The organism is Streptomyces hyaluromycini (assembly GCF_002217755.1).
GTDB lineage: Bacteria > Actinomycetota > Actinomycetes > Streptomycetales > Streptomycetaceae > Streptomyces > Streptomyces hyaluromycini.
In genome coordinates, this window is record NZ_BCFL01000023.1 from 204628 (window position 1) to 218070 (window position 13443).

Genomic DNA, 13443 nt, shown 5'->3' on the forward strand with positions numbered 1-13443 from the left:
CCCGGCCTCACTTCAGGTGCCGGCCGAAGAACCGGCTCGCGTCCTCCCCCTCGAACCACGGGGTGCCGGTGTGTCCGCCCAGATTGGCGTGCAGGGTCTTCTCCTTGGTGCCGAAGGCGTCGAACAGGTCCAGGGCCCGCTGCCGGGGGTTCCCTTCGTCGTCCCACTGCAGCAGCATCAGCAGCGGAACGGTGACCTGCCGGGCCTCCTCGCGCTGGGCGCGGGGCACGAAGCCCCCGGCGAAGAAACCGGCGGCCGCGATGCGCGGTTCGACCGCCGCAAGGCGGATGCCGAGGGCCATCCACCCCGAGTACCCGACCGGGCCGCCGATCCCGGGCAGCGCGAGGAGGGCGTCCAGGGTGGTCCGCCACTCCGGGACCGCCTTTTCGACCAGCGGGCCGACGAGGGACTCGAAGATCTCGTCGACCGGCTCGCCGGCCTGCATCGCCCGGCGGAGGCCGGCGCGGGCCTGCTCGTCGGCGGCGGAACGGGGCCGGTCACCGCAGCCGGCGGCGTCGATGGTGGCCACCGCGTAGCCGTACGCCGCGGTGTGCCGGCCCCGGGCCACCAGCCGGGCCTGGCTCTTGGGCAGGCTGTTGTTGTGGGCCATCAGGATCAGCGGGGCCGGTGCGGCTGTGGAGTCAGGCGTCCACAGGGTGCCGGGGATCTCGCCGAGGGTGAATTCGCGTTCGAGGACGCCGTCGTCGAGGCGTTGCTCGGAAGTGAACTGCATGGTCGTGCCTTTCGGGAGTGCTCAGAGCGGCGCTCCCGGACGACCTAGCGTCCGACCGTGACCCCGGAGGGGAGCACCCATGTCGATACTGCGTTCACGGGTACCACCTCCTCGTTCTCTCGCACGGCCTCCGGAAAAGTAGCAGCGGTCGCCGTGGTCGGCCAACGGGTTTTCCACGACCGGTCACCCGGACACCAGCAGCTCCGTCCAGTCCTTGGCCACCCGCTCCAGCGAGAACCCCTCCCGTACCTGTTCGCGGGCCACCGCCCCGGCGGACTGCCAGTCCTCCTGTTCGGCGAGTCCGGCGATCGCGCCGGCCATCGCCTCCGGGGTGTCGTGGATCCAGCGCCGGTCGTAGATCTCGTCCGCGCCCGGCCACGGCAGCAGCGCCGGTACGGCGCCGGAGGCCATGCCCTCGGCCGGGGCGAGGTGGAAGCTCTCGTCGTCGCTGGTGGACAGCACATGGCCGATGCGGCGCAGCCAGTTGGGCACGTCGGGGCCGAACTGGTCGAAGACGACGGCCCCTTCGAGCAGTGGCGAGGTCTGCATCCGGCGCAGGATCGCCTCGTAGTGCTCGCGTTCCTCCGGCTTGTTCCAGATCCACCAGTACTCCCACGGCGGCTTGGACTTGACCGAGAGGTGCCAGCGCCGGTCGCGGGCGCGCAGTGCTTCGAGGACGTCGAGGCCGAGGTCGAGGCGTTTGCGGCTGGGTGCGATGCCGATCATGCCGAGGCGGTGGCGGGCGCCGGGCGCCTTGGGCCGGTCGAGCTGGTCGACGTCGACCCAGTTGCCGATCGTGGTGATCTTCGCGGCGGGCCAGCCGGTGCGGTCCCGGGTGGCGCGGGCGTAGTACGGGCTCACGCACACCACCCGGTCGACGGCGTCGATGTCGACCTGGCGCGGGTATCCGGCGTCGAGTTCGAAGCGGTGCAGACGCACGATCAGCCTGCTGCCGCGCCGCTTGTGGCGGCTGTACCAGATGGCCGCCGGGCCGCACCACTCGACGACCACCACGTCGGCCCAGTCGGCGAGTTCGCGGCTGGCGGCCGCGTCGTGCCGGGCGAGCGCGGGCCAGGCGTCGATCCGGACGTCGAGGCCGGGCAGCGCGCGGAGGTGGTCGAGGAGGCGGGTGAGGAACTTCAGGTCGTGGCCGGCGACGCCGACCCGCAGCGGGCGGGCCCGGGTGGCGACGGCGGCCGGTGCGGCAGGGAAGGCGCGGTCGAGGTGGCCGCGCCAGCGGGCCGCCGCGGCCTCCATGGTGTACTCCCGGGCGGCCGCCGCGCACCGGTCGGCGGCGAGGTGCCGGGCCGCGGTGTCGCGTACGGCGAGACAGACGGCGTCCGCCGCGTCCGCGAGGGTGGCGGTGCCCGGTACGAACAGGGGGTAGTCGGCGCCGAGCAGGGCCTCGTGGGCGGGGGTGCGGTTGAGTACGACGGGCAGGCCGAGGGAGCCGAACTCCAGGACCTTGGTGGAGAGTTCGAGGCTGGCATCGAGGGAGGCGTCGCGCCAGCCGAGGCCGAGGTCGCAGTCGGCGGCGAGGCGCATGGCCTCCTCGCGCGGCACTCCGCCGTGGTGGACGACCTCGGGGGTGGTGCGCAGCGCCTCGGCCATGGCGGTGTCGAAGCCGGGATGGCCAGGATCCTTGTGGATCTTGTCGCCGACGGCGTGCAGTTCGGTCCGGATACCGCGTTCGGCGAGCATCGCGGGCAGCCGGGTCATGGGCAGGGTGTTCCAGCGGGGCGCGAACTTGCCGGTGTAGACGAGGCGTACGGGATCGTGCAGGCCGCCCCGGGCCGGGACCGGGAAGCCGGGCTCGGGCACCGCGGGCGGGCAGAGCACGGACCGGCCGCAGGCCTCCGGCACCCAGGCCTCCAGGAAGCAGCGCAACTCCTCGGTCTGACAGAGGAGTTGCCGGGAGGCGGTGGCGATGCGGGCGAGGTCGGCGCGGGCCTCCTCGGTCATCTCGGCCGGGGACTGCGGGATGTCGGTGAGGTAGGCCCAGATCCGGCCGTCGAAGGCGCCGTCGCCGACGATCTGCTTCACCAGCCGCCGGCCGCGCAGCACCAGCAGGTCGCAGGGCTCCTCCGCGTCGAGCCGGGCGAGCAACTGCGAGGCCTGGAAGGGCGAAAGGGGGTGCGCGCCCTGGCCGGGGACGAGGTGTTCCTCGTACGGGCGGACCACGGTGACGCCGGGCAGTCCGGCCAGCGGGTCGGTCAGCCGGCCGGTCTCGACCGGGGCCTTGAGGACGAGGCGGGTCCGGCAGCCCGCGCGGGACAGCGCCTGGACCGTCGACTGGGCCCAGACGGCGGAGCCGTCGATGAGGTTGAGGTCCACGTCGCCGTAGACGAGCGCCCGGAGGGTGCGGGTCATGACGGTTCCTTTCCACGCACGGCGAACAGGCGGTGTCCGGCCCGCGACCAACCGTCCGGCGGGGTGCCGGAGTCCAGGAGCGAGCGGCGCACGAGCAGCGGGTGCAGGGCCGGTACGAAGGCGTAGTCGTCGGCGGCGGGGGTGTGGCCCACCGCGTCGGCGCCCGAGAACTCCTGGGCGCACAGCAGGTCGAGCAGCAGGGTGTCCGGGCGGTCCTCGGTCAGGTCCGTCCAGTCGGCGACCCAGGGTGCGGTGGGCGGTCCGGCGTGCACGGCGACCGAGGCGGCGGTGAGTTCGTCGAGGGCGAGGCCCGCCGGGTCGGCGACGATCACCTCGGCCGGCCGGTGCAGCTGGCCGAGTGCCTGGGCGACGAGCCGGGCCACGTCGGTGGCGTCCCGGGGCGCGGCGAGGACGGCGATCCGGCGCTCGGCGAGCGGGTCGGGGCCGCCGGTGAGCGCGGCGAGCCGGGCCAGCCGGACCCGGGTGCTGTCCTGCACGAAGACGTCCCGGAGCCGGTCCCGGCCGTCGGTGACCGGGTCGAGGCGGAAGAGCGCCGTCCCGGTGTCGCCGTCGAGGACGGTGTCCCAGGGCAGCAGGGACAGGCCCGGGGCGGACGATGCAGGGTCGTCCCGCCACAGCACGGCCGTGCGGCCCAGCCCCCGTGCCTGGGCGACCAGTTCGGCCAGCCGGCGGTCCAGGTCGGGGGCGAGTCCGGTGCCGGTGAGCGACCACGGGCCGTCATGAGCCGCGCAGGCGCTCAGCTGGACCAGGAAGACGTCCGGGTCGGTGCGCTCGACCAGCAGCCGCCCGTCGTGCGGCAGCACCCGGCTGACCACCGCGTCCGCCGCGAAGTCCTGGGCGGTGCCGTCGGTGAGCACGCCGGTGATCACCAGCCGGTCGCGGGGCGCCACGGACAGGGCACGGTGGGAGAGGTGGAAGCGGTCGTCGGCCTGCGGCTCCGGCGCGGTGGCGGCGGCGCGGGTCTGGGAGCCGGCCGGGCGGCCGCCCTCGGCCTTCCGCTGCCGCCACAGCCCGTACAGCTCCCCCGGCAGCCGGGCCGCGCGGCGCTTCGGCGACCGGGCCGCCGACACCAGCGCCTTGCCGACCCGCAGCGAGGTGGAGCCCTCCAGCATGGACACCCGCGCCTCCAGCACGCCGGTCCGCTCCCGGGCCCGGCGCAGCGCGGAGGAGAGCTGGTCCTTGTCCCGCAGGGCGGCGGCGAGCCGTTCGGCGAGACCGTCCTCGCGGGCGGTCTCCAGGGCGCGGGCGGTCTCCTCGGCGGCCCGCTCCAAGTCGATCAGGCGGGCCCGCTGGGAACGGGAGACGAAGTCGGCGAGGACGTACTCGTCGGCCATCCGGAGAGCGGTGGCGAAGCCGTCGGCCGGCAGCGGGTGGCCGAACCAGTCGTGCGGCGGCAGGAGTTCCTCCGTGCACGCGAACACCGCGCCGGAGTGCAGGTGGGTGTAGCCGAGCGAGGCCGCGTGCAGCACCTGGCAGCGGTGCGCCACCAGGGCGTCCAGGAGCCGGTGGTAGGGCAGGTCGGTGCCGGGATGGCCGAAGACGATCAGGCCGCGGCCGCCGGGCCGCATCCGTTCCAGTGCGGCCAGACAGTCCGCCTCCGCGCCGTGCAGGGCGGGGTCGGGACCGTAGCAGAGGAGCATCAGCTCCCCTGCGCCGACGGGTTCCCCGTGCCGCCGCAGCTCGACGCCGGGCGGCAGGTGCAGATAGGGGTCCAGACGCAGGCCGCCGCTCGTCGCGTCCACGACGGAGGTCACGTCGTCCAGGTGCGGGTGGAGCAGATCGGTCAGGCGCATCAGCGGGTCCTCGTGAAGACGTGGAAGCCGACCCGGTTCTCGCGGAAGCCGTAGGGCCGGAAGTGGGTGTGGCTCAGGCCCAGGGGATCGAGTTCCTCACGGTAGGCGGCGATCGGCCGGTGCAGGATGTAGTCGCCGCGCGGGACGGGCTCGTCGGTGTGCTCGTCGGTGACGATCAGCCGGCCGGTGATCCGGACGAGTGAGGCGAGGTTGCGCAGGCTCGCCGCCCACTGCGCGTCGTCCAGGACATGGAAGAGGACGTCCACGCAGAGCACCACGTCGTAGAGCCAGGGACTGCGCCACTCGTCGAGGCCGGCGACGGCGTAACGGGGGCCGCCGCCCTCGGCCTGCGCGTGGGTGACGGCCGCCTCGCTGGCGTCGAAGGCGTCGACGTGGTGGCCGCAGCGGGCGAGGGAGCGGGCGAAGTGCCCCTTGCCGCAGCCCGCGTCGAGGACGAAGAGCGGGGAGGCGGGGCTGGACAGGTCGCCGATCAGGGTGAGGAGCTGGCCGAGCCGGATCGCGTAGAAGATCTCGTTGCCGGGGCGGTCCAGGCCGATGTGGCCGCCGGAGGCGAGGTCGTCGCGTTCGCGGTGCCGGGTGTCCCAGTAGGTGAGGGGGGCTTCGGGGTAGGTACGGGTGGCGTCAGTCATGGCGCTCCAGCCACTCGGTGAGCACGCGGGCGATCCGGGGGCCGGCCTTGCCGTCCCACAGCGGCGGTCCCTCGGGGTCGGCCGCCGTCTGCCCGTCGAGGACCTTGCGCAGGGCGGGCACCAGTTCGCTGTGCCGGACCAGGCGGTTGGTGCCGTGGGTGACGGTGACGGGGCGTTCGGTCGTGGTGCGCAGCGTCAGGCAGGGCACGCCGAGCACGGTGGTCTCCTCCTGGACGCCGCCCGAGTCGGTGATCACGGCGGCGGCCCCGCGGACCAGGCCCATGAACTCGACGTAGCCGAGCGGTTCGAGGAGATGGATGCCGGGCGCGTCGGCGAGGCCCGCCCGACGCAGCGCCTCGCGGCCGCGCGGGTGCAGGGGGACGGCGAGGTCGAGGTGGCCGGCCGCCTCGGTGAGGGCGCGGGCGGCGGCCGCGGCGGCCTCGGGGTCGTCGACGTTGGCCGGGCGGTGCAGGGTGACCACGCCGTACCGCTCGGGCAGGGCGTGGGCGGCGCGGGCTGCGGCCGGGTCGAAATGCTCCAGATGGGTGAGCAGGGTGTCGATCATGGGGTTGCCGACGAAGTGCACCCGGCCCGGGTCGACGCCCTCGCGGGCGAGGTGCCCGACGGCTTCCGGGCTGGTCACGAAGAGCAGCTCGGCGAGCTGGTCGACCAGGCGCCGGTTGACCTCCTCCGGCATCGCCATGTCGAAGCTGCGCAGGCCCGCCTCGACATGGGCCACCGGGATGCCCAGCTTGGCGGCGACCAGGGCCGCGGCCAGGGTGGAGTTCACGTCGCCGTAGACGACGACCAGGGCCGGGGCGCGGGCCAGCAGCTCGCCCTCCAGGGCCACCAGCAGGTCGGCGGTCTGCCGGGCGTGGCTGCCGGAGCCGACGCCCAGGTCGGTGTCCGGGGCGGGCAGGCCCAGCTCCCGGAAGAAGATCTGCGACATCCGTTCGTCGTAGTGCTGACCCGTGTGCACCAGAACCTGGTCGTGCCCGGTCGCGCGCAGGGCGGCGACGACGGGCGCGGCCTTCACGAAGTTCGGCCTGGTCCCTACGACATGGAGTACGCGGCCGTTCATGTCGTACGTTCTCCGCTCTGTCGGCCTACCTTGGCGACATGGCCCGACGTCCGTCCCGGCACCTGCCGCGTGGTGTTCATCGCTTCCCCCGTGCAATCAGCTTGGCCGCATCCGTCGCCTGGGGCGAGTTGCGGCACGACCCCGCCCGGGCCGCGCTGCTCGGTGTACGGCTGCTGCCGGGGCGGGTGCGGAGCGGGCTGGAACCCGTCGAGAGACGGCTCGCCGCCCGGGCCCGCGCGGCCGGGCCCGCCGCCGTCCCGTCCGCCGCCCGGGTACCGGCGCCCGCCGGGCGGGCGGTGCGGCCCGAGCCGGGCCGGGTGCTCCATCTGGTCACCAACGGGCTGCCGTTCAAACACGCCGGGTACACCGTGCGCACCCAGGCCCTCGCCGAGGCCCAGCGGGTCGCCGGGCTCGATCCGCACGTGGTGACCCGTATCGGGTTCCCGGTGGCGCAGGGCGTCCTGGACGCCCGCCCGTTGCAGATCGTGAACGGGGTGCCGCAGCACCGGCTGCTGCCGTACGGGCTGCCCTACGGCCAGGGGCCGGTGCTGGCCCGCAACGCCGAGCTCGCCGGACGGCTTGTGGAGCGGCTGCGGCCGGCCGTGCTGCACGCGGCCACCGACCACGGCAACGGGCGGGTGGCGCTGGCCCTGCGGGAGACCTACGGGCTGCCGGTGGTGTACGAGGTGCGGGGCTTCCTGGAGGAGACCTGGCTGACCCAGGCGCCCGGCCGCAGTGCGGACGACCCGTCGTACCGCTCCCGGCGCGCCCTGGAGACGTACTGCATGCGCGGGGCCGATCTGGTGCTGACGCTGGGCGCGGCGATGAAGGCCGAGATCGTGGGCCGCGGGGTGCCCGAGGAGCGGGTCCTGATCGTGCCCAACGCGGCGGACGACGCCTTCCTCGCCCCGCCGCCGGACGGGGCGGACATGCGCGCCCGGCTCGGCATCGCGGCGGACGACTTCGTGGTGGGCACCGTGAGCAGCCTTACTCCACACGAGGGAATCTCCACATTGCTCCATGCGGGTGCCGAACTGCGCCGTCGGGGCGTACCGCTGCGGCTGCTGATCGTCGGTGACGGGCCCGAGCGCGGCAGGCTCCAGGCGCTGGCCGAGCGGCTCGGGCTCGGCGCCGGCGTCGCCCTGTTCCCCGGCCGCGTGCCGCACCGCCAAGTGCGCGCCTACCACGCCGTTCTCGATGTCTTCGCGGTGCCGCGCACCGACGAACGGGTCTGCCGTCTGGTCACCCCGCTGAAGCCGGTCGAGGCGATGGCGAGCGGTGTTCCGGTGGCGGCCAGCGATCTCACAGCCCTGCGCGAACTGGTGCAAGACGAAGTGAACGGACGGCTCATCCCTCCTGATTCAGCACAAGCTTGGGCAGAAGCTCTCGAAGGATTGCTTTACAGTCGAGAACGGCGGCATGAATGGGGAGCATCCGCCCGCGCGCTGGTGGCGCGTGAACGCACCTGGAAAAGGGTCGCTGCCACGACCCGAGAGGCGTATCGCGCTCTTGGATGTGTCTGAGACCCCGCGCCCGGAACCGCTCACCGTCCGGGCTCTTCGGATCCATACGGCATCTGCCGTTGCTGCCGTCGAGGGCGGAGTGAATCCCTATGCAGGTCGAAAAGGCCGTACCGCTCGGGGAATCGAGCGCATCGCTCGGGGATGAGGAACAGACCGACTGCTTCGAACTGGCCGTCATCGGACTCGGCTACGTCGGTCTCCCGCTCGCGCGGGAGGCGTCGCTGGTCGGCCTGAGAGTGGCCGGGCTCGACCTCGACCCACGGGTCGTGGAGGGCCTCAACGCCGGCCACTCCCATGTCGACGACGTCTCCGACGAGGACGTCGCCCGGATGCGGGCGGCCGGGTTCACCGCGTACACCGACGACAAGTGCCTGGCCCGCGCGCAGACCGTGGTGATCTGCGTGCCGACCCCGCTCAGCGAGGACGGCGGCCCCGATCTGAGCGCGGTGACCTCCGCGGCGCGGACGGTGGCGGGCAGGCTGCGCCCCGGACGGCTCGTCGTCCTGGAGTCGACCACCTATCCGGGCACCACCGAGGAGATCGTCAAACCGCTGCTGGAGGAGTCGGGGCTGCGGACCGGCGAGGACTTCGCACTGGCCTTCTCCCCGGAGCGCATCGACCCCGGCAACACCACCCACGGGCTGCGCGAGACACCCAAGGTGGTCGGCGGCTGCACCCCGGCGTGCGCGGCGAAGGCCGCCGCCTTCTACGGCAAGCTCGTCGACACGGTCGTGCAGGCCAAGGGCACCCGTGAGGCCGAGATGGCCAAGCTGCTCGAAAACACCTACCGGCACGTCAACATCGCCCTGGTCAACGAACTGGCCATCCTCTGCCGCGAGTTGCACGTCGACGTCTGGGACGCGATCCGCTGCGCCGGGACGAAGCCGTTCGGTTTCCAGCCCTTCCGGCCGAGCGCCGGGGTGGGCGGGCACTGCATCCCGATCGACCCCAACTACCTCTCCTACAAGGTGCGTTCGATCGGCTACGAGTTCCGGTTCGTGGAACTCGCCCGGGAGATCAACGCACACATGCCGGAGTACGTCGTCCGGCGCGCCCAGGACCTGCTCAACCACGAGGGCCGCGCGCTGCACGGCTCCCGGGTGCTGCTCCTCGGCGTCACCTACAAGCCGGACGTCGCCGACCAGCGCGAGGCGCCGGCGGTGCCGGTGGCCCGGCTGCTGCGGGAGCGGGAGGCCGAGATCGCCTTCCACGACCCGTTCGTACCGGCCTGGTTCGTGGACGGGGAGGGCGTGCCACGCGTCACCGACGTCATGGCCGCCGTGCGCTCGCACGACCTGACCATCCTGCTCCAGGACCACTCCGTGTACGACCTCCCGGCCCTCGGCGACGAGGCCCGCCTGCTCTTCGACACCCGGGGGCGGATCTTCCGGCCCGGTGTCGAGGTGCTGTAACCGGCCGCTGCCTGACCTCTGTGGCAACTCCCCTTCCGCGGACCGGAGTCGAAGGGCTCCGGCCGCGGAGTCGAAAGGCGCTCAGATGCGGATACTCGTCGTCACCGTCGTCCACCACCCCGAGGACGCACGCATCCTGCACCGGCAGATCACCGCGCTGCGGGACCGCGGACACCACGTCGTCTACGCGGCGCCGTTCTCGGCCCGCGAGGTACGGCCGCGCCCGGACCTCGAAGGCATCGACCTGCCCCGCGCGGTGGGCCGCAGCCGCCGCACGGCGGTGCGGGCGGCCCGGACCCTGCTGGCCGAACGCGGCCACGAGGCGGACGTGGTGCTGCTCCACGACCCGGAACTGCTGCTGACCCTCCCCGGCACCCTGCGCCGCTGGCGGCGGTCCGGAACCGGGCCGGTGGTCGTCTGGGACGTCCACGAGGACACCGCGGCCGCGCTCGCCATGAAGCGCTGGGTGCCGGGGCCGCTGCGGCCACCGCTGCGGCTCGGCGTCCGCGCGGCCGAACGGCTGGCGGAACGCCATCTGCGGCTGCTGCTCGCCGAGGACGCCTACCAGGACCGGTTCCGCCGCACCCACCCCGTGGTGCCGAACTTCACCACCGCCCCGACCGGGGCACCCGAACCGCCCGGCACCGAACGGGTCGTCTACGTCGGCCATCTGTCACGGGCGCGTGGCGCCCTGGACCTGATAGAGACGGCCCGGCACCTGGGCCCCGGTCCGCGCATCGAGGTGGCCGGCGCGGCCGACCCCGACGTCCGGGACGCGCTCACGGCCGCCGACCGGGACGGCATTCTGCGCTGGCACGGCTTCCTGCCCAACGACCGCGCCCTCGCCCTGTTCCCCGGCGCCCTGGCCGGCCTCTCGCTCCTCCACGACCAGCCCAACTACCGCCACTCCCGGCCCACCAAGGTCGTCGAGTACATGGCCCACGGCGTACCCGTCATCACCACTCCCACCCCGCTGGCCGCGGACATGGTCGAGCAGCACGGCTGCGGGCTCGTCGTCCCGTACGAGGATCCACGCGCGGCGGCGGAGGCGATACGACGGCTGGGCGACGACGCGATCCTGCGCCACACCGCGGCCCAGCGCGGCCGTGAGGCGGCCCTCACCCACTTCAACTGGCCGGACAAGGCAGCCGAGTTCACGCAGTGGCTGGAGACCTGGGTGCGGGAGGACGCCGGTACTAGGCGCGCGGGTGACGCGGCTCGTACAAGGCGACCTCGCCTCCGCCCGGCAACCGGAAGCCCGTCACCCGGCCCCAGGCCGCGACCTGGACGGGTCGGCTGAACTCCACTCCCTTGGTGGTGAGTTCGGCGACCGTCTCATCAAGGTCGTCGCACATCAGCATCAGTTCGTGCGACGGCTCGCCCTCGGCCGGATGGCACGCCACCTCGGCCGGCGGCAGCCGGAAGATCAGCCAGCCGTGTCCGGCGTCGACGTGCGGCCAGTCCAGCACGTCCCGAAGGAAGGCCCGGTCCGCATCGGCATCGCGCGTGTAGATCACCACATGTGCCCCATTGATCACGCGCGGAGGTTAGCCCCGGCAGGCCGCGGCGGCAAGCACCGCCGGGTCCCGGGCCCCGCCGCCCCTGTCGTCAGGCGCGCGGGATGCCGTACGCCCGCTCCACTCGCAGCCGCAGTACCAGGCGGTGGTCGCGGACCATCGCGGCACGGTAGTCGTCCCAGTCGGGGTGCTCGCCGCGGACGTCGCGGTAGAGGCGGATGAGCTCCTCGACCGTCGCGTCGTACGGGTCCTCGGCGACCGGCGAGAGTTCGGCGGTGCCCTCGGCGACCGTGTAGGCCCAGCGGTCCGGGCTGGTGACGTGATACGAGGCACGGGGGTCGCGGCGCAGGTTGCGGGTCTTGGCACGGCCGTCGGTGACCGAGACGCGCACCGTCCGCTCGTCGGGGTAGTACGCGTGGTTGACATTGGACAGCTGGGGGCGGCCGTCGCTCCTGAGGTTGACCAGCACCCCGTCATGGCCTTCGGCAAGCAGCTTCAGAAGAGCGTCCTGGGTCATGTCCGGTCCAACCCCGCCCCGCCCCTCGGACATTCCCGGCGCCCGATTCCGTAGACACTGCCTACATGCGACCGGTGGACAGCGTCCATGACCGAGTCCGGCCTGAACCTGCGGGTGCGGGGGTCTCGCACGGGGCGCCCCGCCGCTGCTTCCGCACCCGTCTCGAACTGCTCTCGGCCATCGCACGCCGGGGCTTCACCGAGCCGGCCGTGCGCACGGAGGCGGCGCCGGGCGACGATACGGCCGCGCCGGGCGCGCAAGTCGCCGCGCCGGCCCGGGTGCACCCGGAGTTCGCGCGGGACAACGCGGGCATGTACGAGCTGATGTGCCGGCATGACCTGCTGGAGAGCGGCCGCCCGCGGCTGCGGGAGACCAGCCCGCCGCTGGGCTCCGGGAGGGCGAAACCGCTGCTCACACCGGTGTTTCCGGCCGTGGTCGGCATGGCGGCGGCGCGTCTGCTTGCCGGCGCCTCTTCTATAGCGTCCGTCACACCACACGCGGATGAGCGGGACCGTTCCCCTCTTCCTGCGCGACGATGAGGTCCGAGGTCGCACCGCACCGCGGACGACACGACCCAAGGAGAGCGATGGCACAGCTGCGACAGGAAGTCGACCCCAGTGAGGTCGGGCTGGACGTGAAGGCGCTGGACCGCCTCGACCAGCACTTCGCCCACTACGTCGACGAAGGGCGCCTGCCCGGTTACCTGGTGGCGGTGGCGCGCGGCGGCCGGGTCGCCCACCTCACCACGCAGGGCCACCGCGACCGCGCGGCCGGACTGCCGGTCGAGCCGGACACCATCTGGCGGATCTACTCCATGACCAAGCCGGTCACCGCGGTCGCCGTGCTGCTGCTCGTGGAGGACGGACTGCTGTCGCTGGACGACCCCGTCGACCGTTTCCTGCCCGAGTTCGCCGACCCGCGGGTCCATGTGTCCGGTTCGGGCGACGACATGGTGACCCGGCCGGCCGACGGCCCGATCCGGATCCGTCATCTGCTCACCCATACCGCCGGCCTGACCTTCGCCTTCTACCACACGCACCCCGTGGACGCCCGGTACCGCGAGGCGGGCCTGGAGTTCTCGGTGCCGTCGGGCGCGGACCTCGCCGAGACGATGGCGGTGTACGCCCGTATGCCGCTCCAGTTCGAGCCGGGCACCCAGTGGAACTACTCCGTCGGCTTCAACGTGCTCAGCCGCGTCATCGAGGTGGTCTCCGGGCAGCGACTCGACGAGTACTTCGCCGACCGGATCTTCCGCCCGCTCGGCATGCCGGACGCGGGCCTGCACATCGTGCCCGAACAGGCCGACCGGCTCTCCGAGTTGTACGGCGAGACGGAGGGCGGCGCCATCGAGGCGATCCCCGGCCTGCCGTTGCGCGGCCGCCCCCGCTTCCTGTCCGGCAGCGGCGGCCTCGCGGCGACGGCGTACGACTACCACCGTTTCATGGAGATGCTGCGCCGGGGCGGCGAGCTGGACGGCGTCCGGCTGCTGTCGCCCGCCTCGGTGGGGCTGCTCTCCAGCAACCACCTGCCCGGCGGGGCCGATCTGCGGGCCTACGGCGCCCCGGTCCACCAGGAACCCGGCAACGACGGGCTCGGCTTCGGCCTGGGCGTCTCCGTGGTGGTCGACCCGGACCGCACCCTCGCCCCGAGCAGCCCCGGCACCTACGGCTGGACCGGCGCCGCCACCACCGCGTTCTGGGTCGACCCCACCCACGACCTGACCGTGCAGTTCCACACCCAGGTCCGGCCCAAGACGCTGAAGATCTTCCCGGAGCTGCGCCGGCTGGTCCACGAGTCGATCCAGGACTGAGCGCCGTCCGGCCGGG

The 13443-nt window shown here is 73.2% G+C and carries 12 protein-coding genes; 5 read left to right on the forward strand and 7 right to left on the reverse strand.

Annotated elements, in window-relative coordinates; all coding sequences use genetic code 11:
- Window positions 1-7: 7 nt before the first annotated feature.
- The 5 genes from SSP29_RS29900 to wecB form a co-directional block, all read right to left on the reverse strand.
- A complete protein-coding gene (locus SSP29_RS29900; RefSeq protein ID WP_089103950.1) occupies window positions 8-733 on the reverse strand; it encodes a dienelactone hydrolase family protein in 726 nt (241 codons plus the stop codon).
- Between the two features lie 183 nt (window positions 734-916).
- A complete protein-coding gene (locus SSP29_RS29905; RefSeq protein ID WP_089103951.1) occupies window positions 917-3103 on the reverse strand; it encodes a glycosyltransferase in 2187 nt (728 codons plus the stop codon).
- Window positions 3100-4917, reverse strand: a complete 1818-nt coding sequence (locus tag SSP29_RS29910; RefSeq protein WP_089103952.1) for an amino acid adenylation domain-containing protein — start codon at window positions 4915-4917, stop codon at window positions 3100-3102. Before SSP29_RS29910 ends, SSP29_RS29905 begins: the two co-directional genes overlap by 4 nt.
- A complete protein-coding gene (locus SSP29_RS29915; protein WP_089103953.1) occupies window positions 4917-5567 on the reverse strand; it encodes a class I SAM-dependent methyltransferase in 651 nt (216 codons plus the stop codon). The genes SSP29_RS29910 and SSP29_RS29915 overlap by 1 nt, the downstream gene beginning before the upstream one ends.
- On the reverse strand, window positions 5560-6648 hold the full coding sequence (gene wecB, locus SSP29_RS29920) for a non-hydrolyzing UDP-N-acetylglucosamine 2-epimerase (protein ID WP_089103954.1): 1089 nt from the start codon (window positions 6646-6648) through the stop codon (window positions 5560-5562). Before wecB ends, SSP29_RS29915 begins: the two co-directional genes overlap by 8 nt.
- A gap of 101 nt (window positions 6649-6749) precedes the next feature.
- Between wecB and SSP29_RS29925 the strand changes: the two genes are divergently transcribed.
- The 3 genes from SSP29_RS29925 to SSP29_RS29935 all read left to right on the forward strand — a co-directional run bounded on the left by SSP29_RS29925 (window position 6750) and on the right by SSP29_RS29935 (window position 10883).
- Window positions 6750-8171 (forward strand): glycosyltransferase family 4 protein, encoded by a 1422-nt coding sequence (locus tag SSP29_RS29925; protein ID WP_245883280.1) that lies wholly within the window; start codon window positions 6750-6752, stop codon window positions 8169-8171.
- Between the two features lie 89 nt (window positions 8172-8260).
- A complete protein-coding gene (locus SSP29_RS29930; protein WP_089103956.1) occupies window positions 8261-9583 on the forward strand; it encodes a nucleotide sugar dehydrogenase in 1323 nt (440 codons plus the stop codon).
- Window positions 9584-9668: 85 nt separating this feature from the next.
- Complete coding sequence (locus SSP29_RS29935) at window positions 9669-10883, forward strand: glycosyltransferase (RefSeq protein WP_089103957.1); 1215 nt, start codon at window positions 9669-9671, stop codon at window positions 10881-10883.
- Here SSP29_RS29935 and SSP29_RS29940 read toward each other — a convergent pair.
- Both SSP29_RS29940 and SSP29_RS29945 read right to left on the reverse strand, forming a co-directional pair.
- Entirely contained in the window at window positions 10780-11121 is a 342-nt protein-coding gene (locus SSP29_RS29940; protein ID WP_089103958.1) for a VOC family protein, read from the reverse strand. The two genes, SSP29_RS29935 and SSP29_RS29940, sit on opposite strands and share 104 nt — an antisense overlap.
- 70 nt (window positions 11122-11191) lie before the next feature.
- A complete protein-coding gene (locus SSP29_RS29945) occupies window positions 11192-11617 on the reverse strand; it encodes a PPOX class F420-dependent oxidoreductase (RefSeq protein WP_089103959.1) in 426 nt (141 codons plus the stop codon).
- A gap of 65 nt (window positions 11618-11682) precedes the next feature.
- On the opposite strand from SSP29_RS29945, the gene SSP29_RS29950 reads away from it, so the two are divergent.
- Together SSP29_RS29950 and SSP29_RS29955 are read left to right on the forward strand one after the other, a co-directional pair.
- Window positions 11683-12156 carry a TetR/AcrR family transcriptional regulator gene (locus tag SSP29_RS29950; protein ID WP_145968965.1) on the forward strand — a complete coding sequence of 158 codons (474 nt, stop codon included), beginning with the start codon at window positions 11683-11685 and terminating at the stop codon, window positions 12154-12156.
- A 47-nt stretch (window positions 12157-12203) separates the two neighbouring features.
- Complete coding sequence (locus SSP29_RS29955) at window positions 12204-13427, forward strand: serine hydrolase domain-containing protein (RefSeq protein WP_089103961.1); 1224 nt, start codon at window positions 12204-12206, stop codon at window positions 13425-13427.
- Window positions 13428-13443: the final 16 nt, after the last annotated feature.